Genomic DNA, 24,191 nt, shown 5'->3' with positions numbered 1-24,191 from the left:
AAGGAAATCCGTATGAAGGCACTAAGCGATTTGTTTTCCACCGACTACGGGCTCATGTCCATCATCGGCATCGGTTTCATGCTCTGCATGGCCGGGTTCTTTGCCTGGCTCTTCACTCGCAAGCCGCCGGAAGGCTCGTCCAGGTAAGCCATCCGCGACTTATCCCATCCATTGATCTTCGAGGGGCGGCCACCACCGGGCCGCCCCTCGTGCTTTTCGTCCGGGCCCGGCATTCGCACTTACCATTACGGCTTTCCAATATCTGCATTGCGCACCGGTACAAAGACATGCCCCAAGCCACAGAATTTGCCCCCGGCCTCGTCCTGCGCGGCATCACGGCCCCGCTCAGGCTCGCGGACTACAAGCTGATCGCGTTCGACATGGACTCCACGCTGATCAATATCGAATGCGTTGACGAAATCGCCGACGCCGTGGGGCGCAAGGCCGAAGTGGCCGCCATCACCGAGGCCGCCATGCAGGGCGTCATTGCCGACTACAAGGAAAGCCTGCGCCAGCGCGTGGCCCTGCTCAAAGGTGTGACCACGGACGACCTGGACCGCGTTTTCCGCGAGCGCCTGCAGTTCAACCCAGGAGCGAAGGAGCTGATCGCCGCCGCCAGGGCGGCCGGGCTCCGGACGCTGCTGGTCTCGGGCGGCTTCACTTATTTCTCGGACCGTGTGAAATCACATCTCGGCATCGACTTCGCGCGCTCGAACGTGCTCGAGATCGACAACGGCGTGTTGACCGGCCGCATGGTCGATCAGGCCTGGGGCGACATCTGCGACGGAGCGGAAAAGCGCCGCACGCTGCTCGAGATGGCATCGCTCCTGGGCATAGACCCTGCTGAAACCATCGCCGTCGGCGATGGCGCCAACGACCTGCCGATGATGGGCGAAGCCGGCCTGTCGGTCGCCTTTCACGCCAAGCCCGCCGTGCGCGCGCAGGCCAAGGTGGCAATCAACCAGGGTGGGCTTGATCGGCTGCTGGAGGTGCTTCGCTGAACGGCCGAAGATGGATTGTTATAAAACATCCACTTCTTATATGGATATGAAAATAAAAGAGATGCAAAGGACAGCGGGACGATTTACACTCGCGTTCTGCCATCGACCGCCCGCCGGGCCTGCAGCGGCCCCGGATTCCGGGCGCGATCAATAAGAGCCGCTAACCCAACCCTCGATACGTCGTTGCTTCGCCTTGTCGTACGCTTGTACTGCCTGCGGCTTCGCGCCTCGTCTCGATCGCAAACCTTCGGTTTGCTGGGTCGTGTTAGCAGCTCTAAGAACTTCTTTTGAGGATCATTTAGACATGTTGAAGAAATCTCTCACTGCCTTCGCCCTGGCCGCGTTTGCCCTGGGCGCCCATGCGGCCGACGTTCTCAAGGTCGGGGCGACGGCGGTGCCGCACGCTGAAATCCTTAACTTCGTGAAGCCCCAGCTCAAGGCCGAAGGCGTGGACCTGCAGATCAAGGAATTCAGCGACTACGTTCAGCCCAACGCCGCGGTCGAAGACAAGCAGCTCGACGCCAACTTCTTCCAGCACAAGCCCTACCTGGACAGCTACAACAAGGACCGCAAGAGCTCCCTGGTCGAAGTCCCCAACGGCAAGGTGCATGTGGAGCCCTTCGGCGCCTATTCCAGCAAGATCAAGAACATCAAGGATCTGAAGGACGGCGCAACCATTGCGATTCCGAACGACCCATCCAACGGCGGCCGCGCGCTGCTCCTGCTGGCCAAGCAAGGCCTCATCGGGCTGAAGGACCCTGCCAGCCTCACGCCCACGCCGCTCGACGTGGTGAAGAACCCCAAGAAGCTGAAGTTCAAGGAACTCGAAGCCCCCTTGCTGCCGCGCGCGCTTGCCGACGTGGATGTCGCCCTGATCAACACCAACTATGCGATCGAAGCCAAGCTCAACCCCACCAAGGATGCGCTGTTCATCGAAGGCGCCGATTCGCCCTACACCAACATCGTCGCGGCGCGCGCGGACCGTGCGAACGATCCCATCATCGCCAAGCTGATGAAGGCGCTGCACTCCGCCGAGGTGAAGAAGTTCATCGAGGAAAAGTACAAGGGCGCCGTGGTTCCCGCGTTCTGATTTCCGTGTGATGCGGCCATCGGCCCCAACGCAGAAAGCGCCGTCATCGAACGGCGCTTTCTGCTTTCAGTCTCCCATTCCTGTTCCTTGATAGACCCACCAGGCCAGCACGAACATCATCACGCCCGTGACTGCATCCAGCACACGCCATGCCCTTGGGTCGGCGAACACGCTTTGAAGCCTGCGGCCCGCAAACGCCAGCACCAGGAACCACGTGAGGCTGGCGCTGGCCGATCCGACCACGAAGAACCATCTGGCCAGGCCCTCCTGCTGGGCGCCGATGGAGCCGATCAGCACCACCGTGTCGAGGTACACATGCGGATTGGCAAGCGTGATCACCGCCAGCGCGCTCAAGACGGTCAACAGGCTGCGCTCTGCCTTTGCGCCCGATGTTTCCATTTTCCGGTCATCCGCGAACAATGCGCGATGCCACGAAAACAACCCATAGGCGAACAGGAAAAGCGCCCCGCCCAACGTCAGATAGTGCGCCAGCGCAGGCGAGCGCCCCAGGAGCCTGGCCATGCCCAGCACCCCGGCCGACACCAGCACCACATCGCTCAGCACGCACCATGCCACGCAGGCGCGTACGTGCCGTCCCTGCACCGCCTGCCGCAGAACGTACAGGTTCTGCGCGCCGATGGACACGATGAGGGACAGGCAGACGGTAAAGCCTGCGAGCCAGGATGAGGATGCGGCGGTATGGAACATGGGCTGATTTTCAGCCCCTCCAATATTTAAGTAAACTTAAAACGTCTTAATCATATTAAGGATTGCTAAATGCTGGACTACGCTGGACTGGAAGCCCTGGCCGCTGTCGTGCGCGAAGGCAGCTTCGAGCGCGCCGCGCGCAAGCTGCACGTCACCTCGTCAGCCGTTTCACAGCGTGTGAAGCAACTGGAGGAACGCGTCGGACAGGTGCTCATCCTGCGCGGCTCGCCCTGTACCGGAACCGACGCAGGCAAACGGCTGTGCCTGCACACGGAGCAGGTCGCACTGCTGGAAAACGAGCTTCGCCGCAGCAATCCGGAGCTTCTGATCGGCAGCCCCGTTCCCACGCTCAAGCTCGCCGTGAACGCCGATTCGCTGTCCACCTGGTTCATGGACGCCATGGCCGAATTCACCGCCGGCGGTAACGAGCTTCTGGACCTGCGCATCGACGATCAGGACCACACCGCGCAGCGGCTCAGGGAGGGCGAGGTGATCGGCGCGGTCACCGCCACCGGCACCCAGATCACGGGCTGCAATACCTGGCCCCTGGGCACGATGCGCTATGTCGCAGCCGCGAGCCCGCGTTTCACCGAACAGTACTTCGTGGACGGCGTGACGCCAGAATCCCTGGCGCTCGCGCCGATCATGACCTACGACCGCAACGACAGGCTGCAGGAGCAGTGGATGCACCGATACGATCTCGCCACGCCGCGCGCGGCGCCACCGCGGCACTTCATTCCGTCCAACCAGGGCTACGTGCGCGCCTGCGAAGCCGGCATGGGCTGGGGAATGCACCCCACCGTTTTGATCGAGCAGCAGCTCGCGCAGGGCACACTCGTTGAATTGCAGCACCGCAAGCCGCTGGACGTTCCGATGTATTGGGCGCACCCACGCTCGGCCCAGGCGTCTCTGGAACGGCTGACGCAATGCGTGATGGCGGCCGCCAAGCGATGGCTGGAGGCGGTATGAGGCGCTATTGAAGCGTCATTGAAGCGCACGAAAAAATGAAGCGGGGCCCCCGAAAAAAGCAACGGCCCCGCTTCCCTCTACCAAGGCTGTCCGCACCTTTCGGCGCATGAGCCTTTTCTTTCTGCTTCCCAACACTGCCCAGCGCTTTCTTGTTCGCTTGACCGACCGTTGAATGCCGATGTCCTCGCATTGCGCAGCCGTCTCGTGAACATGCTGCGGGGCCGTTGGAGTCTCACCACCCTCTTGTTGTATGCCTTGCCGGAGCGCGCCTGCGGAAACCGAAGGCTTGCTCCCTCAATCAGCCATGGCTGCCATTGGTTCAGCCATGGTCCGCGTCTCCACGAGCCGCATGTTTCCGGGGAAATGCCGCTGCTCCCGCAGCTTGCGCGCAACCGACTCACGCAGCCGTTCACCGATCCGCTCGCAGACGCCGTCCACATCCGCCAAGCCGCTGGCTTGCGGCTCCACGCGGAAATCGGTCACCAGACCATCGTCGTCACGGTCCACATGCACTGCCGACTGCTGCATGGCGGCCAATAGCTGCGCCACGCGCTGCAGGCCTGTCAACCCATAGGTGAGCACGTACTTTGGATCGGGATCCACGAGCGACAGCGAAGTGCGCTCCCTCTCATGCCTGGCATACATGAAGTGCGCTGCGTTCACTGCGCTCACCCAGCGTGATGCCAATGCGTCCAGCACGCCATCGAGACGCGCCATGACGTCTTCATAGACTGGCACGTCGCCAGTGAACGCCTCGCGATTCCTGATCACCAGATAGCCGCTGATCTCGTCCACGCCGCCATTGACGGACAACAGCAGCGCCTTGTTCAGGTTGATGTGGGCGCCGCCATGGGATACAGCAAGGTCCGGACATCCGCCGCCGGGCGCCCTCCCAACGGAACATCGGTGCTTTGCCGCAGATTCGCAGAATATCCTGAATCCCTGCGGCAGTACGTCACCATCCCGAACCATCGGCGCCAGTTCCGGCACCGGCCCGAGCTGATACAGGGCGTGGAGCAGCCTGAAGCTCGTACGGGTCACCCGTGTGCGTGAGCGCGCTTCTTCTTGCAGAACCGCATCGCCCATGCTCTCGGCGTCATCGAGATGCAAAGGCTGGACGCCCGCATCGGGTTGCGCGGCGATCAAGCGCACCACGCGGACCCGCGCCAGCAAACGCTCTACAAGCTCCTGCGCCTCTCCTTCCGTAAGCACGCCGCCTTCCATGTCTCTTTGAATGTAGATATCCAGGAATGCGCAAAGAGACCCCAACTGCACTGCCGCGCCGCCCTGCTCAGCTACGGCGGCAAGGTGGGCATGCAATATCCATTCGACGGCCTCGCGCGCGTTTGACGCAGGCCGGCTGAAATCCAGCCCCTGGCGCGCGCCCATGCGGGTAAAGTCCCTCAACGCATCCAACTGCGAGTGCAGTCTGTCGCGCTGCCGGATGACCTCATCGGTGAACTCGAGCGCATCCAGGGCCTTGATCTGACGAAGACGTTCTGCACGGAGAAATTCAGTGCCGTAGAGCGCCACGCGCCGGTAATCGCCCAGCACCTGGCGCGGGATGGAGTGGCCGTCCCGCGCACTGACGAACACCCCCGCATCAAAGGCGGACCTGATCTCCAGCGAGAACAGCCTGTCCTGGTGAACGCCCGGCGCAGGGCGCACGAAATAGCCGGACTCATTCAACCCCGTGGGTAATGTGCCGCCGACGGATGCCAATGCCTCTCGCAAGAGATGGAGGGGGTTGGTTCGTGGAACCTCGGCAACGCGCTCTCGCACAACCGAGAGCATTTTCCAGATTTTCCGGCTCCTCTCTCCGGAGGGTGCCAGAAAGACCGCATCGCCCGTATAGGGGCTGTAGTTCAACCCAACAAACTGATTGACATCACTTCTGTTCTTCCAGGTTCCCGATCTGAAAAGCCGCCATGGTTCGGTATGGGTTGGACAGTGTGCAGCCGTTAGCATCGAGATCTCGTTTTGGGAATGATGGATGGGAATAAAATCAAAGTTTGAAGAGGTTATTCGCCCAACCCATATAATCTCACAACATAAATCAATCAAAAAGTCGCATTAACACTGATTAACATTCATAATAAATTTAAAAGATAAATGTAATTATTAAAATATGAATATATTTACGATTAATTGATTGAATTTGAATGAACATGAAGACGCCGTAAACGCAAGCCTTCCGATCCAGAATACATTGCCATGACCAGCGGGCGATTAAACTGGGGCTGCTTGACTCATACACTTTGTCAAAATCCAGGCATTGCGGCGCTTTCATCCGCCATCCGACAAACATCACCTTCCCACGACGGCTCAGAGAGCCCGTTCCTCGACCATGCCACAAGCCTCCAGCATTGACGCTCCTGCGGAACCGGAAAATGACTCCGGCAGCCCGCCCGAGCCGCTGACCCCGGACAGCATTGCAAAGCTGGTTCGCAGCTTCTACGGCGACGTGCTGGCCCACCCGCTGCTCGGCCCGGTGTTCCGCGCGGAAATCGGCGAGCATTGGGACGCCCATCTGCAGCGCATGGTGGATTTCTGGATGACAGTGATGCTGGGCAGCAAATGCTTTCGCGGCAATCTCGTGCACAGGCACATGCAGCTGCGCGATGTGACTCCCGCGCATTTCAATGCCTGGATCCAGTTATGGACCCTGCATACTGCCGACCGCTTCGACAGCTCGACGACCTACAAGCTGCGGCGCGTGGCGCATGACATCGGGCGGCAGCTGTTTGCCAGCTATTTCGACAAGGAACGAAAGCCCGACGCCAGAGACCGAGACCTCGAGACTCATTGACGCAACGGCTTGAGCAGATCCTGCAAGCCGTTGTGATCGATCTCGAACATCAGCTCGAGCAACCGGCCAATACGCCCCTTGGGAAACCCCTCTTTGGCAAACCAGTGCAGATAATTGGCGGGCAGGTCCGCGATCATCGTTCCCTGATGCTTTCCGAAGGGCATGGGGGTGATGAGAAGTTGTTCGAGATCTTCAGGTTTCATGGGCCAGCGCTCCATCCAGCCCGGCGAGTCGCGGGCAGGTCGATTCTTCAGTGACGGCGCGGGTGCAGCGGATAGGCCGGGTCGGTGTACCCGGGCGTCGACGGGTGGCCCGGCGGCACCAGCGCATCAACCAGCCCATCATCCTCCGGCGTGACCACATAGTCGAGCGCGGGAAAGTAATCCTGCCACTGAGCCAGGGTACGCGGCCCGGCGATCACGGAACTCACCGCCCGATGCGCGAGCACCCATGCCGTCGCAAACTGCGCCAGCGAAACACCCGCCTCGGCCACATGCGCCTTGAGCTTCTGCGCTATGACGAGCGACTCTTCCCGGAACTCCGTTTCCGTGATCCGCCTGTCGCCGCGCGCCGCTCGCGTGCCTTCCTGCGGAGCCTGCCCCGGCAGATACTTGCCGGTCAGCACGCCGCGCGCGATCGGGCTGTAGGAAGTCACGCCGATTCCAAAAGATTCGCATGCCGGAAGAATTTCCACTTCCGGCATGCGGTTGAGCAGGTTGTAATAAGGCTGGCATACCACCGGCCCCGGCATGCCCAGCCGGCGCGCGCCATGCACCAGCTCGGCGATCCGCCAGGCACGGAAGTTCGACACGCCCCAGTAGCGGATCTTGCCCGAGCGCATCAGGCTCTCGAGCGCATACAGCGGCTCCTCCAGATCCATGCCGTTGAAGTCCCGATGCAGGTAGAGAATGTCGATGTGATCGGTCTTGAGCCGCGCGAGGCTTTCCTCCACCTCGCGCATCATCCACAAACGCGAGTAACGGCTGGTATTCTCCCGCTCCGACATCTTGTTGCCCAGCTTGGTCGCCAGCACCCAATCATGGCGCTGCCCGGCAAGAAGATCACCCAACATGCGCTCGGAAGCGCCGCGCGTATAGACGTCCGCGGTGTCGATGTAGTTCACGCCATGCTCGCGCGCATGGGAGACAATGGATCGCGCCTCAGCAAGCTCCGTCTGGTCGCCGAACATCATGGTGCCCAGGCACAGCGCGGACACCCTGAGCTGACTCTTGCCCAAATTTCGATATTGCATTCCCGTCTCCTGATTCTTGTATGGATTGGTTCAGGCGCTGCGCGCCCCGGACTCGTTCGAGCCGTCAATAATGCGGCGGCCGCTCGTCCACCGCAGCCTGTCCCGGTCCCTGGCTGCCGGCGGCGGGAAGCTGCTTGCGCAGTTCGGCCACCACGGCCAGGAGATCATCGATCTGCTGCTGTTGACGATAGATGGTCATGTTGAGCTGATCGAGCAAATCCTCGGCGAAGCTGGCCTTGATTTCCAGCTCGCTCAGCCGCCGCTCGGTCTGTTGTTCGGTATCCGGCATACCCCGCTCACGCAGCCAGCGCCTTCTTCAGGCGCGCAATGCCTTCACGGATCTTGTCCACGCCGGCCGTCGCAAACGACAGGCGCAGGGTGGAGACATCCGGGTTCTGGCTGAAGAACGGCGCGCCCGGGACAAAGGCCACGCCCTGCTCGATCGCACGCCTGGCCAGAGCATTCGCGTCGCGCTCCTGCCCGCGGGCACCCGTCAGGCGTACCCACATGAACAGGCCGCCTCGGGGTTGCACGAATTCAACGGCATCTCCCAGCTCGCTGCGCAGGGCATCGCCCATGGCCTGGGCGCGCTCGGCATACACGGAGCGCACTCTCGCCAGCGTCTGCGGCATCGCGCCCGAGCGCAGATACTGCGCGGCGGTTGCCTGCGCGAAGGTGCTGGTGTGCGCGTCGCTGAACTGCTTGCACATGGTGGCGCGCGCGAGCAGCTCGGGGTGCGCGATCAGCCAGCCGATGCGCAGCCCCGGGCACAGCACCTTGCTGAGCGAGCCGCAATGCGCGAGCCAGTCACGGCTTCCAGGCACCGATGGCGTGAGCGCGAGCAGGCTCGGCGGCGGCGCATCGGCGAAGAACAGGTCGCCGTAGGGGTCGTCCTCCACCACCAGCACTTCATGCTTGACGGCAAGCTCCAGCACCTTCCGGCGACGCTCCAACGACAGCGTCGCGCCGCTCGGATTGCCGAATGTGGGAATCAGATAGACCAGCCTGGGCCGGTGCTCGACGATCAGCCGCTCGAGTTCGTCGGGCTTCACGCCATCGCCATCGACAGGCGCGCTGATCACCTCGGCGCCGTACAGGCGAAAGCATTGAATGGTGGCCAGAAAGGTCGGACCTTCGACGATCACCCTGTCGCCAGGGCTGATCATGGTCTTGCCCAGCAGATCGAGCGCCTGCTGGCTGCCGGTCGTCACGATCATTTGATCAGGGGCCACATCCTTCGCGCCCTTGCTTGCCATGAATGCCGACAACTGCTCGCGCAGCGGCTGATAGCCTTCGGTCGCGCCATACTGCAGGGCCGCGCCAGGCTCGTCCTTGAGCACGCGCTCGGTCGCCGCCTCGATGCCCTTGACGTCGAACATCGCGCTGTCGGGGAATCCGCCTGCAAAGCTGATGATGCCGGGCTTGCCCAGCAACTTGAACAATTCACGAATCGCCGATGTCTCGACGTTGTTTAAACGGTCAGCAAATTTCATCCCAGAAATCCTTCAAATATTGCAGGCAACTTCCGCCATTGTCTTGCATTGCGGCGGTCCATGAACGTACCGGGTTTTTCGCCCATTCGTCCCACAATATGACATATCGAGGCAACCCCGTGCCTGAACGGCCGGGCCGGGGCTGCGACAATGCGGCATCATGAAACAAAGCGACATCGAGCCCTTCTTCGCCGCCCTCAGGGCAGCCAATCCGCAGCCCAATACCGAGCTGGAATACACCTCGGTGTTCGAACTGCTGACGGCCGTGCTGCTGTCCGCGCAGGCGACCGACGTGGGCGTGAACAAGGCCACGCGCAAACTCTTTGCGGTGGCGAACACGCCGCAGGCCATCCTGGACCTCGGCCTCGAAACACTGGAGAGCTACATCAAGACCATCGGCCTGTACCGCAGCAAGGCCAGGCACCTGATGGAGACCTGCCGCATCCTGGTGGAGCGCCACGGCGGCAAGGTACCCGCCACGCGCGAAGAATTGCAGGCGCTTCCCGGCGTGGGCCGCAAGACGGCGAACGTGGTGCTCAACGTCGCATTCGGGCAGCCCACGATGGCCGTCGATACGCACATCTTCCGCGTGAGCAATCGCACGGGGCTGGCTCCCGGCAAGGACCCGCTCGCGGTCGAGATGCAATTGCTCAAGCGCGTTCCCGAGCAGTATGCGGTGGACTCGCACCACTGGTTGATTCTCCTGGGCCGCTATGTCTGCCAGGCCCGCAAACCCCGCTGCTGGGAGTGCGTGGTGGCGCCGTATTGCGACTTCACGCCCAAGGCCTGCGCACCGCACTGAAGCGGCTGCATGCCCGCACCGCGCCCGTGCGCGGCGCGGTTCGGCGCGTCCGCTGACACGCGCCGAACCTATCCGGGAGCCATAATTCTCCTGGATATCATCAGTTCGCAAGAAAGGCTTTTTGCCATGGGAAAAAACATAACAGCCAATCCCAACGAAGGCAACGATCCCTCCCAGCCCGGCGTTTATTCAGCGCACGAAAAGCGCCATCGCATCTTCGCGATCATGGCCGCCTCATCGGGCAATCTGGTCGAGTGGTTCGACTTCTATGTGTATGCATTCTCCGCGCTTTATTTCGCAGGCGCGTTCTTTCCGAAATCCAATCCCACCGTTCAGCTGTTGAATACCGCCGGCGTGTTCGCCGCGGGCTTTCTGATGCGCCCCATCGGCGGATGGCTGTTCGGCCGCATCGCCGACAGGTACGGGCGCAAGCTTTCACTCCTGATCTCGGTTGCCATGATGTGCACCGGCTCGCTGGTCATCGCCTGTTTGCCGACCTACGCGCAGATCGGCGCGTGGGCGCCGTTCCTGCTGCTCATCTGCCGCCTGTTCCAGGGTCTTTCGGTGGGTGGTGAATATGGAACCACGGCCACCTACATGAGCGAGGTGGCGCTCAAGGGACAGCGCGGTTTTTATTCGTCGTTCCAGTATGTCACGCTGATCGGCGGGCAACTGCTCGCCGTGCTCGTGATCGTGATCCTCGAGTCCATTCTGTCGGAAGCCGAGCTGCGCGCCTGGGGCTGGCGCATCCCGTTCATCTGCGGCGCGGTCGCCGCCGTCGTCGCGCTGCTGCTGCGCCGCACGCTGCATGAAACCCAGACGGATGCCGCCAGGAGCAACGAGGAGGCCGGCACCATCCGCGGACTTTTCCGCCACCACACAGCGGCGTTCATCACCGTACTGGGCTATACGGCCGGCGGCTCGCTGATCTTCTACACGTTCACCACCTACATGCAGAAGTACCTGGTGAACACCGTGCAGTTGCCGATCAAGACGGCCAGCTACGTGATGACCGGCGCGCTGTTCGTCTACATGTGCATGCAGCCGCTGTTCGGCATGCTCTCCGACCGCATAGGGCGACGTAACAACATGCTGCTGTTCGGCGCGCTGGGGGCGCTGTTCACCGTGCCGATACTGACCGCGCTGCAGCATGTCACCAGCCCGGGAATGGCGCTGCTCCTGATCATCGTGGCCCTGGCCATCGTCAGCTTCTACACGTCGATCAGCGGTATCGTGAAGGCCGAAATGTTCCCGCCGGAAGTGCGCGCGCTGGGCGTGGGCCTGGCCTATGCCGTTGCCAACGCGATCTTCGGCGGCTCGGCGGAATACGTGGCCCTGGGCCTGAAGTCGCTTGGCCATGAATCCGCCTTCTTCTGGTATGTGACGGCGATGATGGTCGTGGCCTTCCTGTTCAGCCTGCGACTGCCCAAGCAGGGCAAGTACCTGCATCACGACCACTGATCCCGCAGCGCCGCAATTCCGTCATGAATATGAAAAAAGGGCGGCTCGCACGAACCGCCCTTTTCTCTTTTCAATCATCCGCGCCAGGAATCCCCGGCCCATTACCCGGCGTTGCTGCCGTCCACGCCCGCCGACTCGAAACTGGCCATCTCACGCAGGAACGCACAAGCGGATTCCAGCAACGGCCATGCCAGCGCGGCGCCCGAGCCCTCGCCCAGGCGCAGGCCCATGTCGAGCAACGCATCACCCTTGAGCAAGCCCAACATGTGCGCATGCCCCGGCTCGCCCGAGCGGTGCGCGAACACGCAGCGCTCCAGTACCGCGGGCTGCAACCGGCTGGCGACCAGGACCGCCGCGCTGGTGATGAAGCCGTCCACGACGATCACGCGCCGCTCGGCGGCCGCCTGCAGCACCGCGCCGGTGAGCGTCGCCACTTCGAAACCACCCAGGGCGGCCAATGCCTGCAAGGGCTCGGTGGCATCGGCGTTGGCCTCCAGCGCCGTGGCGAGGACCTGCAACTTGCGCGCCACGCCCACCGCGCTCAGCCCTGTCCCCGCCCCCGTGCAGTCCGCGAGCGGCACGCCGCCAAGCCGCGCCAGCAGCAGCGACGCCACCGACGTGTTGCCGATGCCCATCTCGCCCAGCAGCAACGCGTTGCCGGGCATGTCCCGCACCAGTTGCCTGCCGTTTTCAATGGCCTGCGCGCATTGCTCCATCGACATCGCCGGGCCCGCGCTCGCATCCCGCGTTCCTGCAGCCACACGGCATGAAACCAGGCGTGGCGCGCCCGGCTCCTGCACGCGCCGGGGAATCTCGCGCGCCACGCCGCAATCGGCCACGGTGAGCGCCAGCCCGTTCTGGCGCGCAAGCACGCTCACGGCCGCGCCGCCTGCCAGAAAGTTCTCCACCATCTGCCAGGTCACGTCGCTCGGATAGGCCGAGACACCCTTGGCCGCGAGCCCATGATCCGCCGCGCACACCAGCATCTGCGGCTCGCGCAGCACGGGCTCCTCCGACCCCAGGATGCAGCCGATGCGATGCGCCAGCGTCTCCAGGCGCCCCAACGCGCCCAGGGGCTTGGTCTTGGAATCAATGCGGGCCTGCAGGCGGGCGCTCAAATGCGCATCGGATAGAGAGGAAACTTCTGGAATCAACATGCTTGGGGCCAATCTTTCACTTATTTCTTGCTTGCTTCGCGCCGCCAGCGCTGCAGGGCAGGCGGCGGCAAAAAAGGTCTTTTCATTCGAGCGCGAGCGACGCGGGATCGAACCACTGCCCTACGCCGTGGGCCATGCGCTCGAACACCGCATCCAGCGTCAGCGCCTGTTCTCCGAACAGCGCCCGCAGCACGCGGGCATCCTCGAACATGCCGTGCAGGTAAAGCCCGAGCACGTTGCCCGCGCCGTTCTGCCAGGCAATGCCAGGGATCACCACCCTGGCCAGGTCGCCCGAGGCCGCCATCGCCGGATGCTGCGCGGTCTGTCCGTGATGGATTTCATAACCGCGCACCGGCACTCCTTCAAGCTGCCGCCAGACGCCATGCAATTCGCCGAATCGCACATCCGCCAGGCGAACAGTCTTGCCGGCCTCGAAGCTGGTGACCAGTGGCAGCAGCCCCAGGCCAGCGGCATTGCCATCCACGCCCACGGTATCGATCATGGCCTCGCCCAGCATCTGGAGGCCGCCGCAGATGCCCAGCACGCGGCGGCCCGCCGCAGCGTGCGCGGTGATCGCCGCATCCAGCCCCTGCGCGCGCAGCCACGCCATATCCGACGCCGTCGCCTTCGAGCCGGGAAGCACGATCCAGTCGGCGCCCTCCACATCCGCGGGACTGCGCGCCCAATTCAGGCGAACGCCGGCGATGTTCTTGAGCGGCTGGAATTCATCCAGGTTGCTGATGCGCGGATAGGCGATGACCGACACGCGCGTGTGCACCGCGCCCGGCGCGCCATGCGGGCGATCATCAAACACGCCATCTTCCTCGGGCAGGCCGTGGTTCCACTGCATCGGAATCGTCGCCACGACAGGGACACCCGTGCGCTCGCGCAGCCACTGCGGCGCGGGCGCGAGCAGCGCCGCATCGCCCCGGAACTTGTTGAGCACGAACCCTCGAATGAGGCGCTGCTCATCCTCGGGCAGCAGCGCCCAGGTACCGTACAAATGCGCGAACGCTCCACCCCGGTCAATGTCCGTCACGAGAAGGCAGCGCGCATTCGCATGCCTGGCCACGCGCATGTTCACCACGTCGCTTTCATGCAGATTGATCTCCGCGGGAGAGCCCGCGCCCTCGATCACCACGACGTCGTTTTCGGCGCGCAGCTCATCCAGCGCCGCTGCGATCTGCGGCCAGACCTCTAGGCTCCTGCCGCGCCAGGGCATGGCGCTGAGCCCGGCATGGGCCTGTCCGAGCAGGACGACCTGGCTGCGCGTATCGGCCTCGGGCTTGAGCAGCAGCGGGTTCATGCGCACGTCCGGCGCGGCCCGCGCCGCCAGCGCCTGGAAGTATTGCGCGCTGCCGATTTCACCAAAGCCATCACCCGCGGCAGCCACCACGCGCGCGTTGTTGCTCATGTTCTGCGCCTTGAAAGGCGCTACCCTCAAACCCTGATTGGCGTAATAGCGGCACAGCGCCGTGGCGAGCCAGCTTTTTCCCGCGCCGCTGGTCGTTCCCAGCACCATGATGCAGCGAGCACTCATGCAAAACCTCCAATGAACCAGCCATCCGCCAGCACCGCCTGCGACGCAGGCCCCAGCACGCCCAGCCGCACGTGCCTCGGCAAACCGAACGAGCCGCAATCACGCAGCTTGATGCCGCATGAACGCAATGCGGCATGCAGCCGCTGCGCGTCGCAATCCGGCGGCAGCCGCGCGGCAAAGTAATTCGCGAGACTGCCCGACACGACACTCCACCCCCACTCTTCACACAGCGCGATCTGGGCGGACTTCCAGCCACGCAAGGTATTCAGGGACGACTTCAGCCAGTCCTGCACGCCGCCATCCGGCCAATGCTCCAGCATGGCCACGCCATGCGCGCCCACGGGCCAGGACGCGGACATGCCGTGCAGCATGTTCAGATGAGCCAAGGATACATCGCTCGGCGCAACGGCATATGCCGCGCGTATGCCCGTCAAGGCCAATGCCTTGTTCGGCGTCCAGAGCTGCCATGCGCCAGCGGGCATGGGCAGGGATTGCGCATCCAGGCGCAGCGGCACGTAGGCGCAATCGAGCACGCGGATATCGCCAGTGCCGCTGCTCCCCGCCCAGTTGGCGGCAGCCTCGTCACGGGTTCCCAGCGGGCTCGCGGGCTCGCACGCCCAATGCAGTGCGGGGCCTGGAGGAATTTCATCGCCGTGGTGGATCTCGAGCCCCCAGATATCCGCGGCCCGGGAATAGTCTCCATATCCATGCAGCGGAACGCGCGCATGGCGCAGGCCCGCCCGCGCAGCCAGCGCGCTGATGCGCTGCATGAATTCGCTGGCGCTCGCGGCCATCACGATGCGCTCGGGATCGACGCCGTGAAATGCCGCCAGCCGCTCCCGCAAGCGGGTGTAATGGGGATCGGGGTAGCTCGATGCGTCCACCCCACGCAATGCATCGACGACGATGGGGCACGGCCCGCAGGCGTTCGCGTTGGTCGAGAAATCATGCGCCACCGCGCCGCCGGCATCGGGGCCTCCGTGTACCGGATGGTGAAGCCCCGCCCTCGCCCTCATGCCTTGACCACCACCATGGAAACCAGCCAGAGTACCGCGACGACAATGCAACACGCCAGCGCGCGCGAAGCCATCCGGGCCGCCTGTTCGACCGATGCGCGCGCGGCCTGGCCCCCACGGGCGTTGAGCACATACACACCGGGCTTGCCCAGCCGCACATTCAGGGCCAGTGCCATGGCTGCCATCGGCCATCCGCTATTGGGAGACGGGGTGAGCTTGGCATTGGCCGCCAGCGCGGACCAGTTCGGGCATCCCGCCACCAGCCACAAGGCCGCCGCCGTCAGGCGCGCCGGGATCCAGGACAGCACATCGTCGGCACGCGCCGCCCATTTGCCGGCCCATTGCCAGTAGCGTCCCGAGCGCATTCCGGGATAGCCCCACATGGCATCGGCGGTATTGGCGAAACGATACAGCGCCGCCCCGGGGAGCCCCGCGATCACGAACCAGAAAATGGGGGCCACCACCGAATCGTTGAGGTTCTCGGCCAGCGATTCGATCGCGCTCTCGCGTACCTGGGCCGCATCGAGCCCATGCACGTCGCGGCTGACCAGCCGCGCAAGCCGCTCCTGCCCATCTTGCAGGGATTGCTCCAGCGCGGATTCGACCGCCATCACTTCGGAGCAAAGCATCCGCCACGCCAGCAAGGGCTTGAGCAGCAGGCCGAGCAGCACACACGCAATCCACCACGGAGCATGCGCCATGATGAATGCCTGCAGCGCGGCGGCCAGGCACACGCACAGTGCCGCCAGCACACACCAGCACAGCGCGGCGCGCCAGAACGAAGTCATGTCACGGCCCGTGGGCTGCAACGGGGCCGTGGCCTCCCCCGCTCTTTGCAGCGCGCGGCCCATCCAGATAACGGGGTGCCAGCGCAAAGCAGGTTCGCCAAGCCAGCGGTCAACAGCCAGCGCAATCAGCAGCGCGCACGCAAGAATGCCCGGGATCTGCAAAATGGATCAGTCCTCGATACCGCGCTGCGCGGGAATGCCCGCCTGAAACGCATGCTTGATGAGCTTCATTTCAGTGACGGTATCCGCCACGTCGATGATTTCCTGCGGGCAGCGTCGGCCTGTCATGCACACATGCACCTCGCGCGGCCGCTGCGCCAGCGTCTCGAGCACCGGCTCCAGCGGCAGCCAGCCGTAGATCAGCGGATAGGTGATTTCGTCGAGCACGACCAGGAAATGATCGCCCGAGAGAATTGCCGCGCGCGCACGCTCCCAGCCATCGCGCGCCAACTGCGCGGACTGTTCCAGATCGCGGCTCTTCCAGCTGAAGCCATCGCCCAGTCCTTCAATCGGAATGCCCAGGCTCTCGAACATGCGGTGCTCGCCGAAGCGCGCCGACGGCACCTTCATGAACTGGAATATCCGCACGCTCTTGCCACGGCCATGCGCGCGCAGCGCCAGCCCGAATGCCGCCGTGCTCTTGCCCTTGCCGTCGCCGGTATTCACGAGCAAAAGGCCACGGCGTTCGCCGCTGGGTTTTTCGTAGGATTTATCTGTGGGGGCTGCTTCGATTTCCATCGCGATACAAGGTCTTCAGAGATTGATTCAATTATGGCGCTCGTCCATGGCCGCCCGCGAGCGCCAGTGCGGCAGGGCCACCCAGACGCCATCGACGTGCAGCACACGGATCCGATGCTCGAACACACGCTCGAGCGCCGCGTGGGTGCCGCGGTCCGAACACGCGCCATGATGCAGCACGCGGCCATCGGCCATGATCACCATGTCGTCGGCCTGCAGGGCGATCGACACCTCATGCAGAACGCTCACGACCGTATTCCCCGCCGCCACCAGATCGCGCACGATGTGCATCCAGTCGGTCTGATGCGGCGGATCCAGATTGGCCAGCGGCTCGTCCATCAAAAGCAATTGCGCCTGCACGCACAGCGCACGCGCGAGCAGGACACGCTGGCGCTCTCCGCCCGATAGCTGCGACAACGGACGCGCACGCCACTGCCACGCCTGCGTCATGCGCAAGGCCTGCTCGACCGCCTCGAAGTCCCTGGCGGACGGCGGCGCAAGCCATGCCTTGTGCGGCAGCCGGCCCAGCATCACGACGTCATGCACGAGCAGCTCCTCCATGGCCACCTCGTTCTGCCCGAGCCACGCCATGCGGCGGGCCCGCTCGCGCCCGGAAATGCCGTGAAGGGGCCGGCCCATCAGCTCGATGCGGGCCTGCGCGCCCACATGCCTGAGCAGGCCCGAAACGGCTTTCAGCAAAGTGGATTTGCCCGCGCCGTTCGGGCCGACGATGCTGGTCCAGCGCCCTGAGGGAATCTTCAGATCGACGCCGTGCAGTATTTCGCGCTCGCCGGCCTGCACACGCACGTTGCGGGCCTCCAGCGCCAGGGAGCCGCTCATGACAGCCCTCCCGCGTGCGCCATGCGCCGATGCATGAGCCACAGCAAGTAGCTGCCGCCCAGCGCCGCCGTCAGAACGCCGACGGGCAACTCCTGCGGCGCGATCAGCCAACGCGCCAGCACATCGGCGGCGAGCAGCAGCACCGCGCCCATGCATGCCGACAGCATGACATGCCACGGATGCGTGACGCGCACCATGGAGCGCACCAGGTGCGGCGCGGCCAGGCCGACAAAAGCGATCAGCCCCGTATGGGCGACGGCGGTACCCGTTGCCAGCGCCATGGCGGCAATCAGCCCGGCGCGCATGGGCGCCAGCGGCAGGCCCAGGCTCGCGGCCGTGGCCTCACCCAGAGTCAACCCGTCCAGGGCCCGCGCCAGAGCCAGCGCGGTGACCGAGCACAGCAGCCAGCTTGCCAGCATCATGCCGACGGCCGCCCAGCCGACGAAGGCCGTGGTGCCCAACGTGAACGCCTGCATGGCCTGGAGAATCTCCGGCGACCCGAGCTCGACCAGATCACGCGCCGCTCCAAGCACCACGCCGACGATCACACCCGCGAGCAGCAGGCGCAAGGTGTGCTGCGCGCCGCGTGCGAGCATCAGCGTCAGCAGCACGGCGCCGGAGGCTCCCGCAAACGCCACGCCCGTGATGCCCAGGCGGGCAAGCAGGCTGGCCGACGCGGGAGAGACGCCCATCCAGACCATGGCCAGGGCGCCGCCCAGCGTGGCGCCGGAGGCGCTGCCCAGCAAATAGGGGTCCGCCAGCGGGTTGCGAAAGAGCCCCTGCGCCACCGCGCCCGCGAGCCCCAGCAAGGCGCCCGCGAGCCACGCCCCCAGCGTTCGGGGCAGGCGGATCTGCATGACGATCTGGCGCGATACGGCATCGTCATTCAAATGCATCAGGCTCTCGAAGCCCGTGCTTCCCACCGCCGCGCCCAGCCACAGCAGCAACAGGCTGGCCAGCACCAGTCCGACCAGGATCGCCGAAGCCCTGCGCCGGTTGCCGGTGGCCAGCACGCCATCCATCGCCGCCGCGCTCATGGCGCCTTGTCTGCGAGACAGCGCGCCATGATGCGCGCGGCCTCGGCCATGCGCGGGCCGGGCCGCACGAGGATGTCGGACTCGGTGGAGTCGAACTTGCACACACGATTTTCGCGCACCGCTCTCAGCGTGTTCCAGCCGGGATAGTTGACGGCATCCTGCATGCTGCGGTTTCCGATCATGATGACATCGGGATCGGCGCGCACGATGAATTCAGGGTTGAGGCGGGGAAACGGCCCAAGCGATGCGGGCACCACGTTGCGCGCGCCAAGCCGGGTGAGAATCTCGCCCATGAACGATTGCTCGCCCGCGGCATAGGGGCCGCGGCTCACTTCAAAATAGACGCGCTTGCCGCGTACGTGCGCTGGAAGCGACTGGCGTGCGGCATCCACGCCGGCTTCGATCTCGCGCCACGCCCGCTCGGCGCCCTGTTCGGGAGGCACGTCCAGAAGAGTGCCGATGGCGCCCAGCACGCGCTTCGCATCGGACAGCCGGCGCGGCTCCAGGGCCGCGACCTTGTAGCCCAGCGCCTCCAGCCGATCACGGCCGCGCCCGCTGGTGGACATCAGGATCAGGTCGGGCTGGAGCGCGACGACCGCCTCGATATTGGGATCGATGCCGCCGCCCACCTTGGGCAGGTGGCTGACGAATTCAGGCCAGTTGGAATAGCGGTCCACCCCCACCAGGCGGTCACACTGCTGCAGCGCGCACACACTCTCGGTGAGCGATGGCAGAAGGCTGACGATGCGCCGGGGAGCGGCCGCCAGGTCGATGGTCGCACCCCGGTCATCCACGATCCGGCCTGCCATGGCGGCCGATGCGAAGACGCACCACCCCACCACGCAGGCCGATAGCAACAGCGCGCGGCGGCATGCCGCCAGGGAGCGCGACTCACTCATCTTTGTTCTTCCTTCAAACACATGGGCAGCCCGGCCACCATCAGCGTCACGCGGGAACATGCGGCGGCGGCCTGCTGGTTGAGCCCGCCGAGCGCATCCACGAACTCACGCACTTCACGCCCCATCGGAATCACACCCAGGCCAATCTCGTTTCCCACCAGGATGACGGGCCCGGACGCTTCATTCAATGCGCGTAAAAATATAGCCGATTGCGTCGGCCATGACGGCATGCCTGCAGTGGATTGCTCCACCGGCATGACCCAGTTGGTAAGCCAGAGCGTGAGGCAGTCGACGATGAGCAGCGTTCGCGCGTCGGAGTGCGCCTGGATCATCTCGGCCACCGCCAGCGGCTCCTCCAGCGTGCGCAAGCCGGGCACGCGCCGGGCGCGATCACACTGGTGACGGCTGATACGCTCGCGCATTTCCTCATCGTAGGGCATGCCTGTTGCGATCAGGCTCGCGCGGTGCGACGGATCGCTGGCCAGCCACTGGCGCGCCAGCAATTCCGCGCGGCGCGACTTGCCGCTCTTTTGCCCGCCAAGAATCAATTCACTTCTGGCAATGAAATCATGTGGAGCAGTCATGAATCCTTCCGGCAGGCATCAGGGTTTCAGCACATGCGGGCCGCTTACTGCGGCGCCCACTTCAGGCCGACATACAGCGTGCGGCCTGGGATCGCATAGCCTTTGGCGAGCTCGTAGTTCTTGTCGGCGAGATTGTCCAGGCGCGCCAGCAAGGTGAAATCGCGGCCGATGTTCTTGCTGGTATACAGGTTGAACGTCGTGTAGCCGCCCAGCATGTTGGTGCCGGAGGAGCTGTCATAACGGCGCGACGCAGCATTCATTTCCGCGCCCACGTTCCAGCCGCCGATCGCGGTGTCCGCGCCCAGCTTGGCATAGCGCTTGGAGCGGCGGGCCAGTTGGCGGCCCGTGTCCAGATCGTGCGGGTTCTGGAAATCGACGGAGCCATTGAGCGACACCATGCCGATCTTGTGCGCGGCGCTCAGCGTGATGCCCTCGTACTTCGCGCGTCCCACGCTCTGGTAGCAGCCCCACGCCGACGCGCAGCTTCCTGCCGCGCCATAGACGATCAGGTTGTTCACGCGGTTGCGGTAGGCCACGATGCCGGCGCTGCTGGAGCCACGCGTCCAGCGCGTGCCGATTTCCAGATTGCGGCCGGTTTCCGGCTTGAGCGAGGCGTCGCCATATTCGCTGAAGCGCTGATACAGCGTCGGCGCGCGAAACGAGGTCCCGCCCGATGCCGTCACGCGCCATTCGCTGTTGATGGCATAGCCGTAGGAAAGGCTTCCGGTGCTCTTGCCGCCGAATTCGCTGTCATCGTCATGGCGAACGTTCGCCTGCACCGTGTGCGCTCCCGCGTGCAGGCCATAGCCCAATGCGATGGCGTTCTGCGAGCGGTCGCGCTTGAGATCACCGACATATGAGGTCGCAGGATTGTGCAGCTCGTCCTCGCGGCGCTCCAGCGCGGCGGTGAAGCGATGCACGCCCAGGCGGTACTCGTTCTGGAACAGATAGCTGCGGACCGTCGTTTCGGTCATGTAGAAATTCGGCGTCGTGCTGTACTTGGAGTTCGACTGATTCACCTGCAGCCGCGTGCTGTAGCTGTCGCTCCACTTGCCTTCCCAGAGCAGATCGGCCGTGCGTAGTTGATGATGGTTCCGGTCGTCGTCGGTCAGGCTGGAATCATATTGCGAGTTCAGGTTGCTGGCGAGAAACGACGCCTGCAGCCGCTGGCCCGGGGCGAAACTCCAGCCCACGCGGGCGTTGCCCGAAGTGCGCTCGTAACCGTCATCATCCGGGTTCATGGTGGACACGGGACGGGAGTTGAAGCCGTCGCTGCGCTCGTGCGAGATGCCCAGCGAATAGTCGATTGCGCCGGAGCTTCCGCTGACGCCCGCCTCGGCCGTGCGCGTGCCGTGGGAGCCCAGTCCCACGCCGACGTAGGGCGCGGGCTTGCCTTCGCCCTTCTTGGTAAAGAGCTGGATCACCCCGGAAACGGCGTCCGAGCCGTAGACCGCCGCCGCCGGGCCGCGCAGCACCTCGATGCGGTCGATCTGCGAGAGCGGGATCTGCTCCCACATGGCACCGCCGACGGACTGCGAATCGAGCCGCACTCCATCGAGATAAACAGCGGTGAAACGGCTTTCGCCGCCGCGCACATAGACGCTGCTGGAGCTGCCCGGCCCGCCGTTGCGGGAAATCTCGATGCCGGGCACGCGGGCCAGCACATCCACCACGCCCACGGCGCCGCTTTTGCGGATGGTTTCCGAGTCGATGATGGAGACGTCCGCCACCAGATCGGACAGCGGCTGCTCCACACGCGTGGCGGTCACGACCATTTCGCGCAGCGAGGACTCCGTCGCGGCCTGGGCCAGCAGGGTCTGGGAAAACGAGGGAAAGACGGCAGACAGCGCCAGCGGCAAGGCGGCTGCGCGGGCCAATACAACAGTTCGAGTTGTCATCGTGGACAAAAAAGAAAGATATCGCCGCGTCCGACCTCCCCGTCGGCACATGGGCATCACAGTCCCGGCGTGCGAAGGAGCCGCTACGGATTCATTGCAGCAGAACACATCTCACCATATGCCGAAACCACCATGTTGGCCGGTATCCGGGCTGGCGGCGCACTCCTTGACCGCCTTCCCGCACGCTTGTTCAAGGCGCACAGTGGCTGTGATGGCAAGGAGAGAATCCCCTGGGGAATTCGGCCGCTGACCGTTGCGGGGGCAGCGCAGGCTGGAGGCGGCTCCATGGCGGAGACCCCTTCCTGCTTCCCGTTGAACTGCGGCGTGTGAACCACGCTGCGAGCACCAACCACGTAATTTTACGATTGTTTATGTGCCGATCCGTACAATATCCGTTGTATGGCACCCCCATCTCCTCAAGACCAGATCGCCGAGCGCGTTGAACGCCTGTTGGTTCGCTATGCTGAATTGCAGCGCACCAATGCATTGCTTTCCCAGCAGGTACTGACTTTGACGCAAGAGCGCGACTCCCTCAAATCCCGCCTGCAGACAGCCCGTCACCGCATGGACTCGCTTCTGGAGCGGCTTCCCGACATGCCCGAAACGAAGGACGATGCCTCATGAAGCAGATCGAGGTCAAGATCATGCAGCAAAGCTATCTGCTGAGCTGCCCCGAAGGCCACGAGGCGCGCATGCTGGAAGCGGTGGAGCGGGTGGACACCGCGATGACGCGTATCCGCGACGCCGGCAAGGTGAAAGCGCGCGAGCGCATCGCGGTGCTTGCCGCTCTGAACATGGCATTCGAGATCGCCGATCACCGGGCGGCCACATTGGCGGCTGAGACCCGGGCCGCGCAATTGGCTGAAACAGTCAGTGCGCAGCAAGCCCCGCCCCCTCGGGAAGAATCCAGCGGCGATGCAGATGAGCGGATGGCCGGCCTGATCCAGCGTCTGGACGCGGCACTGGGCGACGACGGCCGGTTGTTCTGATTCCTTGCGCGGCCGATCCGCAACCGGGGATGCATCTGGCACGTTTGCTCACAATCGATACAGCCTCAAGATCGGCCCTCGCAGGACGATTGCAAAATACCCTCATCAAGCAGCAAAGCGGCCCGCCTCCAATTACAATGGAGGCGTCTGCAATGTTCCGGGTTTTATATTTCCTTGAACCAATGCTCCCTGAGCACGGGCTTGATAAATCACCTGATGAGCGTGATCGTCTCGCGTCAGATGAACCCAACGTCAGGTTGCTCTTGCCCACCTGAACCCCCGGTTCAGGATGACGATCCGGTGGCATTGCAGACACCTTTGCCTGCCTCCTGGCGCCATCGGCAACACACCATACGCACACTCAGGTAGATCAGGTCGCGCACCATGGCGCCTGCTGCTGGTGCACCACGCCCCACCACAAGGCAATTGCGCCCAGTGTGACCAGCACGGCTCCGCTCAGGCGGGTTCCCCATGCCACCATATGCGGATGGCGCAGGCGTGCGCGGACATGCAACCAGGCCCAATGACCCGTCCACAGCCACAGGCCGCTTGCCACGGCAAACATGGCCATGGACAACGCGCCCGCCAGTGGGCCGCCGCTGAGCGCGGCCACCAGGAAGGCTGAATAGAGAAACCCGCACGGCATGACGGCCCAGCCGCAGCCCACGGCGAATGTGCCCCCGGGCTTTCCGATGAGGCCCCCCACCCGCGTCCAGAGCCTGCGCCCCGCCTGCTCCATCCAGGCGGGCTGCTGCAGTTGCATGAGCAGCATGAGCCCCCATCCGATGACCGCGATATGCATCACCGTCCAGACGGGGCGCAGCGCGCCCGTGCCCTGGCTGAACCATGCCAGCCGCTCCATCGCATAGGCAGCCAGCGCCCCGACCAGGGAATAGCCGATGATTCGCCCCAGATGAAAGAACACGGCGCGCGCTGGAAACCCGCGAGGCCGCCCTCGCATGAACTGGACGACCTGTTCGCTCCCCGCGACCTGCTCACTCCCCGGTTTGGTGGAGCCCGAGCCGAGCAGCGCGCCACAAGGCGCGGCGCACATCACCAGGCAATGCGCCCCCCCCAGAAGCCCCATCAGAAAAGCAGTCCAGGCAAGCGCCCACATGGA

The 24,191-nt window shown here is 64.1% G+C and carries 26 protein-coding genes, 1 other RNA gene and 1 riboswitch; of the genes, 10 read left to right on the top strand and 17 right to left on the bottom strand.

Translation table 11 applies throughout. The features are described 5' to 3' along the window. Positions 1-12 precede the first annotated feature (12 nt). The 3 genes from ABWP92_RS00230 (at position 13) to ABWP92_RS00220 (ending at position 2,091) form a co-directional block, all read left to right on the top strand. Entirely contained in the window at positions 13-147 is a 135-nt protein-coding gene (locus ABWP92_RS00230; protein WP_353233322.1) for a DUF3149 domain-containing protein, read from the top strand. Positions 148-287: 140 nt separating this feature from the next. Further along, entirely contained in the window at positions 288-1,001 is a 714-nt protein-coding gene (serB, locus tag ABWP92_RS00225) for a phosphoserine phosphatase SerB (RefSeq protein ID WP_353233321.1), read from the top strand. A 304-nt stretch (positions 1,002-1,305) separates the two neighbouring features. After that, positions 1,306-2,091, top strand: a complete 786-nt coding sequence (locus ABWP92_RS00220) for a MetQ/NlpA family ABC transporter substrate-binding protein (RefSeq protein WP_353233320.1) — start codon at positions 1,306-1,308, stop codon at positions 2,089-2,091. Between the two features lie 66 nt (positions 2,092-2,157). Here ABWP92_RS00220 and ABWP92_RS00215 read toward each other — a convergent pair whose 3' ends face one another. Further along, positions 2,158-2,799: a LysE/ArgO family amino acid transporter gene (locus tag ABWP92_RS00215; protein WP_353233319.1), complete on the bottom strand. Its 642-nt coding sequence runs from the start codon at positions 2,797-2,799 to the stop codon at positions 2,158-2,160. 69 nt (positions 2,800-2,868) lie between these two features. Between ABWP92_RS00215 and ABWP92_RS00210 the strand changes: the two genes are divergently transcribed. Then, positions 2,869-3,768, top strand: coding sequence for an HTH-type transcriptional regulator ArgP (locus ABWP92_RS00210; RefSeq protein ID WP_353233318.1), 900 nt, complete (start codon positions 2,869-2,871; stop codon positions 3,766-3,768). 294 nt (positions 3,769-4,062) lie between these two features. Here ABWP92_RS00210 and ABWP92_RS00205 read toward each other — a convergent pair whose 3' ends face one another. Beyond that, positions 4,063-5,637 (bottom strand): pyruvate formate lyase family protein, encoded by a 1,575-nt coding sequence (locus ABWP92_RS00205; RefSeq protein ID WP_353233317.1) that lies wholly within the window; start codon positions 5,635-5,637, stop codon positions 4,063-4,065. Between the two features lie 478 nt (positions 5,638-6,115). Here ABWP92_RS00205 and ABWP92_RS00200 point away from each other — a divergent pair, with 478 nt between their 5' ends. Further along, positions 6,116-6,577, top strand: coding sequence for a group III truncated hemoglobin (locus tag ABWP92_RS00200; RefSeq protein ID WP_353233316.1), 462 nt, complete (start codon positions 6,116-6,118; stop codon positions 6,575-6,577). Here ABWP92_RS00200 and ABWP92_RS00195 read toward each other — a convergent pair. From ABWP92_RS00195 to ABWP92_RS00180, 4 genes are all read right to left on the bottom strand, one after another. Next, complete coding sequence (locus ABWP92_RS00195; protein ID WP_353233315.1) at positions 6,571-6,780, bottom strand: DUF3820 family protein; 210 nt, start codon at positions 6,778-6,780, stop codon at positions 6,571-6,573. The genes ABWP92_RS00200 and ABWP92_RS00195 overlap by 7 nt on opposite strands. 47 nt (positions 6,781-6,827) lie before the next feature. Then, on the bottom strand, positions 6,828-7,829 hold the full coding sequence (locus tag ABWP92_RS00190) for an aldo/keto reductase (protein WP_353233314.1): 1,002 nt from the start codon (positions 7,827-7,829) through the stop codon (positions 6,828-6,830). Positions 7,830-7,893: 64 nt separating this feature from the next. Further along, a complete protein-coding gene (locus ABWP92_RS00185) occupies positions 7,894-8,118 on the bottom strand; it encodes a SlyX family protein (protein WP_353233313.1) in 225 nt (74 codons plus the stop codon). Between the two features lie 7 nt (positions 8,119-8,125). Further along, positions 8,126-9,322, bottom strand: a complete 1,197-nt coding sequence (locus ABWP92_RS00180; RefSeq protein WP_353233312.1) for an aminotransferase-like domain-containing protein — start codon at positions 9,320-9,322, stop codon at positions 8,126-8,128. Between the two features lie 160 nt (positions 9,323-9,482). Here ABWP92_RS00180 and nth point away from each other — a divergent pair, with 160 nt between their 5' ends. Further along, positions 9,483-10,124: an endonuclease III gene (nth, locus tag ABWP92_RS00175; protein ID WP_353233311.1), complete on the top strand. Its 642-nt coding sequence runs from the start codon at positions 9,483-9,485 to the stop codon at positions 10,122-10,124. Between the two features lie 225 nt (positions 10,125-10,349). Further along, complete coding sequence (locus ABWP92_RS00170; RefSeq protein ID WP_502907421.1) at positions 10,350-11,585, top strand: MFS family transporter; 1,236 nt, start codon at positions 10,350-10,352, stop codon at positions 11,583-11,585. A gap of 101 nt (positions 11,586-11,686) precedes the next feature. Here ABWP92_RS00170 and cobT read toward each other — a convergent pair whose 3' ends face one another. From cobT to ABWP92_RS00120, 10 genes are all read right to left on the bottom strand, one after another. Then, positions 11,687-12,742 (bottom strand): nicotinate-nucleotide--dimethylbenzimidazole phosphoribosyltransferase, encoded by a 1,056-nt coding sequence (cobT, locus tag ABWP92_RS00165; protein ID WP_353233309.1) that lies wholly within the window; start codon positions 12,740-12,742, stop codon positions 11,687-11,689. An 82-nt stretch (positions 12,743-12,824) separates the two neighbouring features. Further along, the gene (locus ABWP92_RS00160; RefSeq protein WP_353233308.1) at positions 12,825-14,282 is read right to left on the bottom strand and encodes a cobyric acid synthase; all 1,458 of its coding nucleotides are present in this window, start codon (positions 14,280-14,282) and stop codon (positions 12,825-12,827) included. Then, positions 14,279-15,298, bottom strand: a complete 1,020-nt coding sequence (locus ABWP92_RS00155) for an aminotransferase (protein ID WP_353233307.1) — start codon at positions 15,296-15,298, stop codon at positions 14,279-14,281. Before ABWP92_RS00155 ends, ABWP92_RS00160 begins: the two co-directional genes overlap by 4 nt. Then, complete coding sequence (cbiB, locus tag ABWP92_RS00150; protein ID WP_353233306.1) at positions 15,295-16,248, bottom strand: adenosylcobinamide-phosphate synthase CbiB; 954 nt, start codon at positions 16,246-16,248, stop codon at positions 15,295-15,297. Before cbiB ends, ABWP92_RS00155 begins: the two co-directional genes overlap by 4 nt. A gap of 6 nt (positions 16,249-16,254) precedes the next feature. Continuing rightward, a complete protein-coding gene (gene cobO / locus ABWP92_RS00145) occupies positions 16,255-16,824 on the bottom strand; it encodes a cob(I)yrinic acid a,c-diamide adenosyltransferase (protein WP_353233305.1) in 570 nt (189 codons plus the stop codon). 27 nt (positions 16,825-16,851) lie between these two features. Beyond that, entirely contained in the window at positions 16,852-17,664 is an 813-nt protein-coding gene (locus tag ABWP92_RS00140; RefSeq protein ID WP_353233304.1) for an ABC transporter ATP-binding protein, read from the bottom strand. Continuing rightward, complete coding sequence (locus tag ABWP92_RS00135; RefSeq protein WP_353233303.1) at positions 17,661-18,701, bottom strand: FecCD family ABC transporter permease; 1,041 nt, start codon at positions 18,699-18,701, stop codon at positions 17,661-17,663. The genes ABWP92_RS00140 and ABWP92_RS00135 overlap by 4 nt, the downstream gene beginning before the upstream one ends. Continuing rightward, entirely contained in the window at positions 18,698-19,600 is a 903-nt protein-coding gene (locus ABWP92_RS00130) for an ABC transporter substrate-binding protein (RefSeq protein WP_353233302.1), read from the bottom strand. Before ABWP92_RS00130 ends, ABWP92_RS00135 begins: the two co-directional genes overlap by 4 nt. Continuing rightward, on the bottom strand, positions 19,597-20,184 hold the full coding sequence (locus tag ABWP92_RS00125; RefSeq protein ID WP_353233301.1) for a bifunctional adenosylcobinamide kinase/adenosylcobinamide-phosphate guanylyltransferase: 588 nt from the start codon (positions 20,182-20,184) through the stop codon (positions 19,597-19,599). The genes ABWP92_RS00130 and ABWP92_RS00125 overlap by 4 nt, the downstream gene beginning before the upstream one ends. A gap of 44 nt (positions 20,185-20,228) precedes the next feature. Then, positions 20,229-22,082, bottom strand: coding sequence for a TonB-dependent receptor domain-containing protein (locus tag ABWP92_RS00120; RefSeq protein WP_353233300.1), 1,854 nt, complete (start codon positions 22,080-22,082; stop codon positions 20,229-20,231). A 120-nt stretch (positions 22,083-22,202) separates the two neighbouring features. Further along, positions 22,203-22,447, bottom strand: a riboswitch (cobalamin riboswitch). A gap of 34 nt (positions 22,448-22,481) precedes the next feature. Between ABWP92_RS00120 and ABWP92_RS00115 the strand changes: the two genes are divergently transcribed. The 3 genes from ABWP92_RS00115 to ssrS all read left to right on the top strand — a co-directional run bounded on the left by ABWP92_RS00115 (position 22,482) and on the right by ssrS (position 23,390). After that, positions 22,482-22,706 carry a DUF904 domain-containing protein gene (locus ABWP92_RS00115; protein ID WP_353233299.1) on the top strand — a complete coding sequence of 75 codons (225 nt, stop codon included), beginning with the start codon at positions 22,482-22,484 and terminating at the stop codon, positions 22,704-22,706. Then, positions 22,703-23,071 carry a cell division protein ZapA gene (locus ABWP92_RS00110; RefSeq protein WP_353233298.1) on the top strand — a complete coding sequence of 123 codons (369 nt, stop codon included), beginning with the start codon at positions 22,703-22,705 and terminating at the stop codon, positions 23,069-23,071. The genes ABWP92_RS00115 and ABWP92_RS00110 overlap by 4 nt, the downstream gene beginning before the upstream one ends. Positions 23,072-23,212: 141 nt before the next feature. Continuing rightward, positions 23,213-23,390, top strand: a non-coding RNA gene (gene ssrS / locus ABWP92_RS17145) — 6S RNA. 51 nt (positions 23,391-23,441) lie between these two features. On the opposite strand, the gene ABWP92_RS00105 is transcribed toward ssrS, so the two are convergent. Further along, positions 23,442-24,188 carry a sulfite exporter TauE/SafE family protein gene (locus tag ABWP92_RS00105; RefSeq protein ID WP_353233297.1) on the bottom strand — a complete coding sequence of 249 codons (747 nt, stop codon included), beginning with the start codon at positions 24,186-24,188 and terminating at the stop codon, positions 23,442-23,444. Between the last annotated feature and the right edge of the window lie 3 nt (positions 24,189-24,191).

The sequence above is a fragment of the Diaphorobacter ruginosibacter genome (assembly GCF_040396215.1).
Classification (GTDB): Bacteria; Pseudomonadota; Gammaproteobacteria; order Burkholderiales; family Burkholderiaceae_C; genus Diaphorobacter_A; species Diaphorobacter_A ruginosibacter_A.
Note: the sequence above shows the minus strand (reverse complement) of the source record. Positions and strands in the feature narration are given on the sequence as shown.

Excerpts from the sequence above, each read along its gene's own strand:
- ABWP92_RS00230 (WP_353233322.1), top strand. The coding sequence starts at position 13 with ATGAAGGCACTAAGCGATTTGTTTTCCACCGACTACGGGCTCATGTCC.
- serB (WP_353233321.1), top strand. The coding sequence starts at position 288 with ATGCCCCAAGCCACAGAATTTGCCCCCGGCCTCGTCCTGCGCGGCATC.
- ABWP92_RS00220 (WP_353233320.1), top strand. The coding sequence starts at position 1,306 with ATGTTGAAGAAATCTCTCACTGCCTTCGCCCTGGCCGCGTTTGCCCTG.
- ABWP92_RS00215 (WP_353233319.1), bottom strand. The coding sequence starts at position 2,799 with ATGTTCCATACCGCCGCATCCTCATCCTGGCTCGCAGGCTTTACCGTC.
- ABWP92_RS00210 (WP_353233318.1), top strand. The coding sequence starts at position 2,869 with ATGCTGGACTACGCTGGACTGGAAGCCCTGGCCGCTGTCGTGCGCGAA.
- ABWP92_RS00200 (WP_353233316.1), top strand. The coding sequence starts at position 6,116 with ATGCCACAAGCCTCCAGCATTGACGCTCCTGCGGAACCGGAAAATGAC.
- ABWP92_RS00195 (WP_353233315.1), bottom strand. The coding sequence starts at position 6,780 with ATGAAACCTGAAGATCTCGAACAACTTCTCATCACCCCCATGCCCTTC.
- ABWP92_RS00190 (WP_353233314.1), bottom strand. The coding sequence starts at position 7,829 with ATGCAATATCGAAATTTGGGCAAGAGTCAGCTCAGGGTGTCCGCGCTG.
- ABWP92_RS00185 (WP_353233313.1), bottom strand. The coding sequence starts at position 8,118 with ATGCCGGATACCGAACAACAGACCGAGCGGCGGCTGAGCGAGCTGGAA.
- ABWP92_RS00180 (WP_353233312.1), bottom strand. The coding sequence starts at position 9,322 with ATGAAATTTGCTGACCGTTTAAACAACGTCGAGACATCGGCGATTCGT.
- nth (WP_353233311.1), top strand. The coding sequence starts at position 9,483 with ATGAAACAAAGCGACATCGAGCCCTTCTTCGCCGCCCTCAGGGCAGCC.
- ABWP92_RS00170 (WP_502907421.1), top strand. The coding sequence starts at position 10,350 with ATGGCCGCCTCATCGGGCAATCTGGTCGAGTGGTTCGACTTCTATGTG.
- cobT (WP_353233309.1), bottom strand. The coding sequence starts at position 12,742 with ATGTTGATTCCAGAAGTTTCCTCTCTATCCGATGCGCATTTGAGCGCC.
- ABWP92_RS00160 (WP_353233308.1), bottom strand. The coding sequence starts at position 14,282 with ATGAGTGCTCGCTGCATCATGGTGCTGGGAACGACCAGCGGCGCGGGA.
- ABWP92_RS00155 (WP_353233307.1), bottom strand. The coding sequence starts at position 15,298 with ATGAGGGCGAGGGCGGGGCTTCACCATCCGGTACACGGAGGCCCCGAT.
- cobO (WP_353233305.1), bottom strand. The coding sequence starts at position 16,824 with ATGGAAATCGAAGCAGCCCCCACAGATAAATCCTACGAAAAACCCAGC.
- ABWP92_RS00140 (WP_353233304.1), bottom strand. The coding sequence starts at position 17,664 with ATGAGCGGCTCCCTGGCGCTGGAGGCCCGCAACGTGCGTGTGCAGGCC.
- ABWP92_RS00135 (WP_353233303.1), bottom strand. The coding sequence starts at position 18,701 with ATGAGCGCGGCGGCGATGGATGGCGTGCTGGCCACCGGCAACCGGCGC.
- ABWP92_RS00130 (WP_353233302.1), bottom strand. The coding sequence starts at position 19,600 with ATGAGTGAGTCGCGCTCCCTGGCGGCATGCCGCCGCGCGCTGTTGCTA.
- ABWP92_RS00125 (WP_353233301.1), bottom strand. The coding sequence starts at position 20,184 with ATGACTGCTCCACATGATTTCATTGCCAGAAGTGAATTGATTCTTGGC.
- ABWP92_RS00120 (WP_353233300.1), bottom strand. The coding sequence starts at position 22,082 with ATGACAACTCGAACTGTTGTATTGGCCCGCGCAGCCGCCTTGCCGCTG.
- ABWP92_RS00115 (WP_353233299.1), top strand. The coding sequence starts at position 22,482 with ATGGCACCCCCATCTCCTCAAGACCAGATCGCCGAGCGCGTTGAACGC.
- ABWP92_RS00110 (WP_353233298.1), top strand. The coding sequence starts at position 22,703 with ATGAAGCAGATCGAGGTCAAGATCATGCAGCAAAGCTATCTGCTGAGC.
- ABWP92_RS00105 (WP_353233297.1), bottom strand. The coding sequence starts at position 24,188 with ATGTGGGCGCTTGCCTGGACTGCTTTTCTGATGGGGCTTCTGGGGGGG.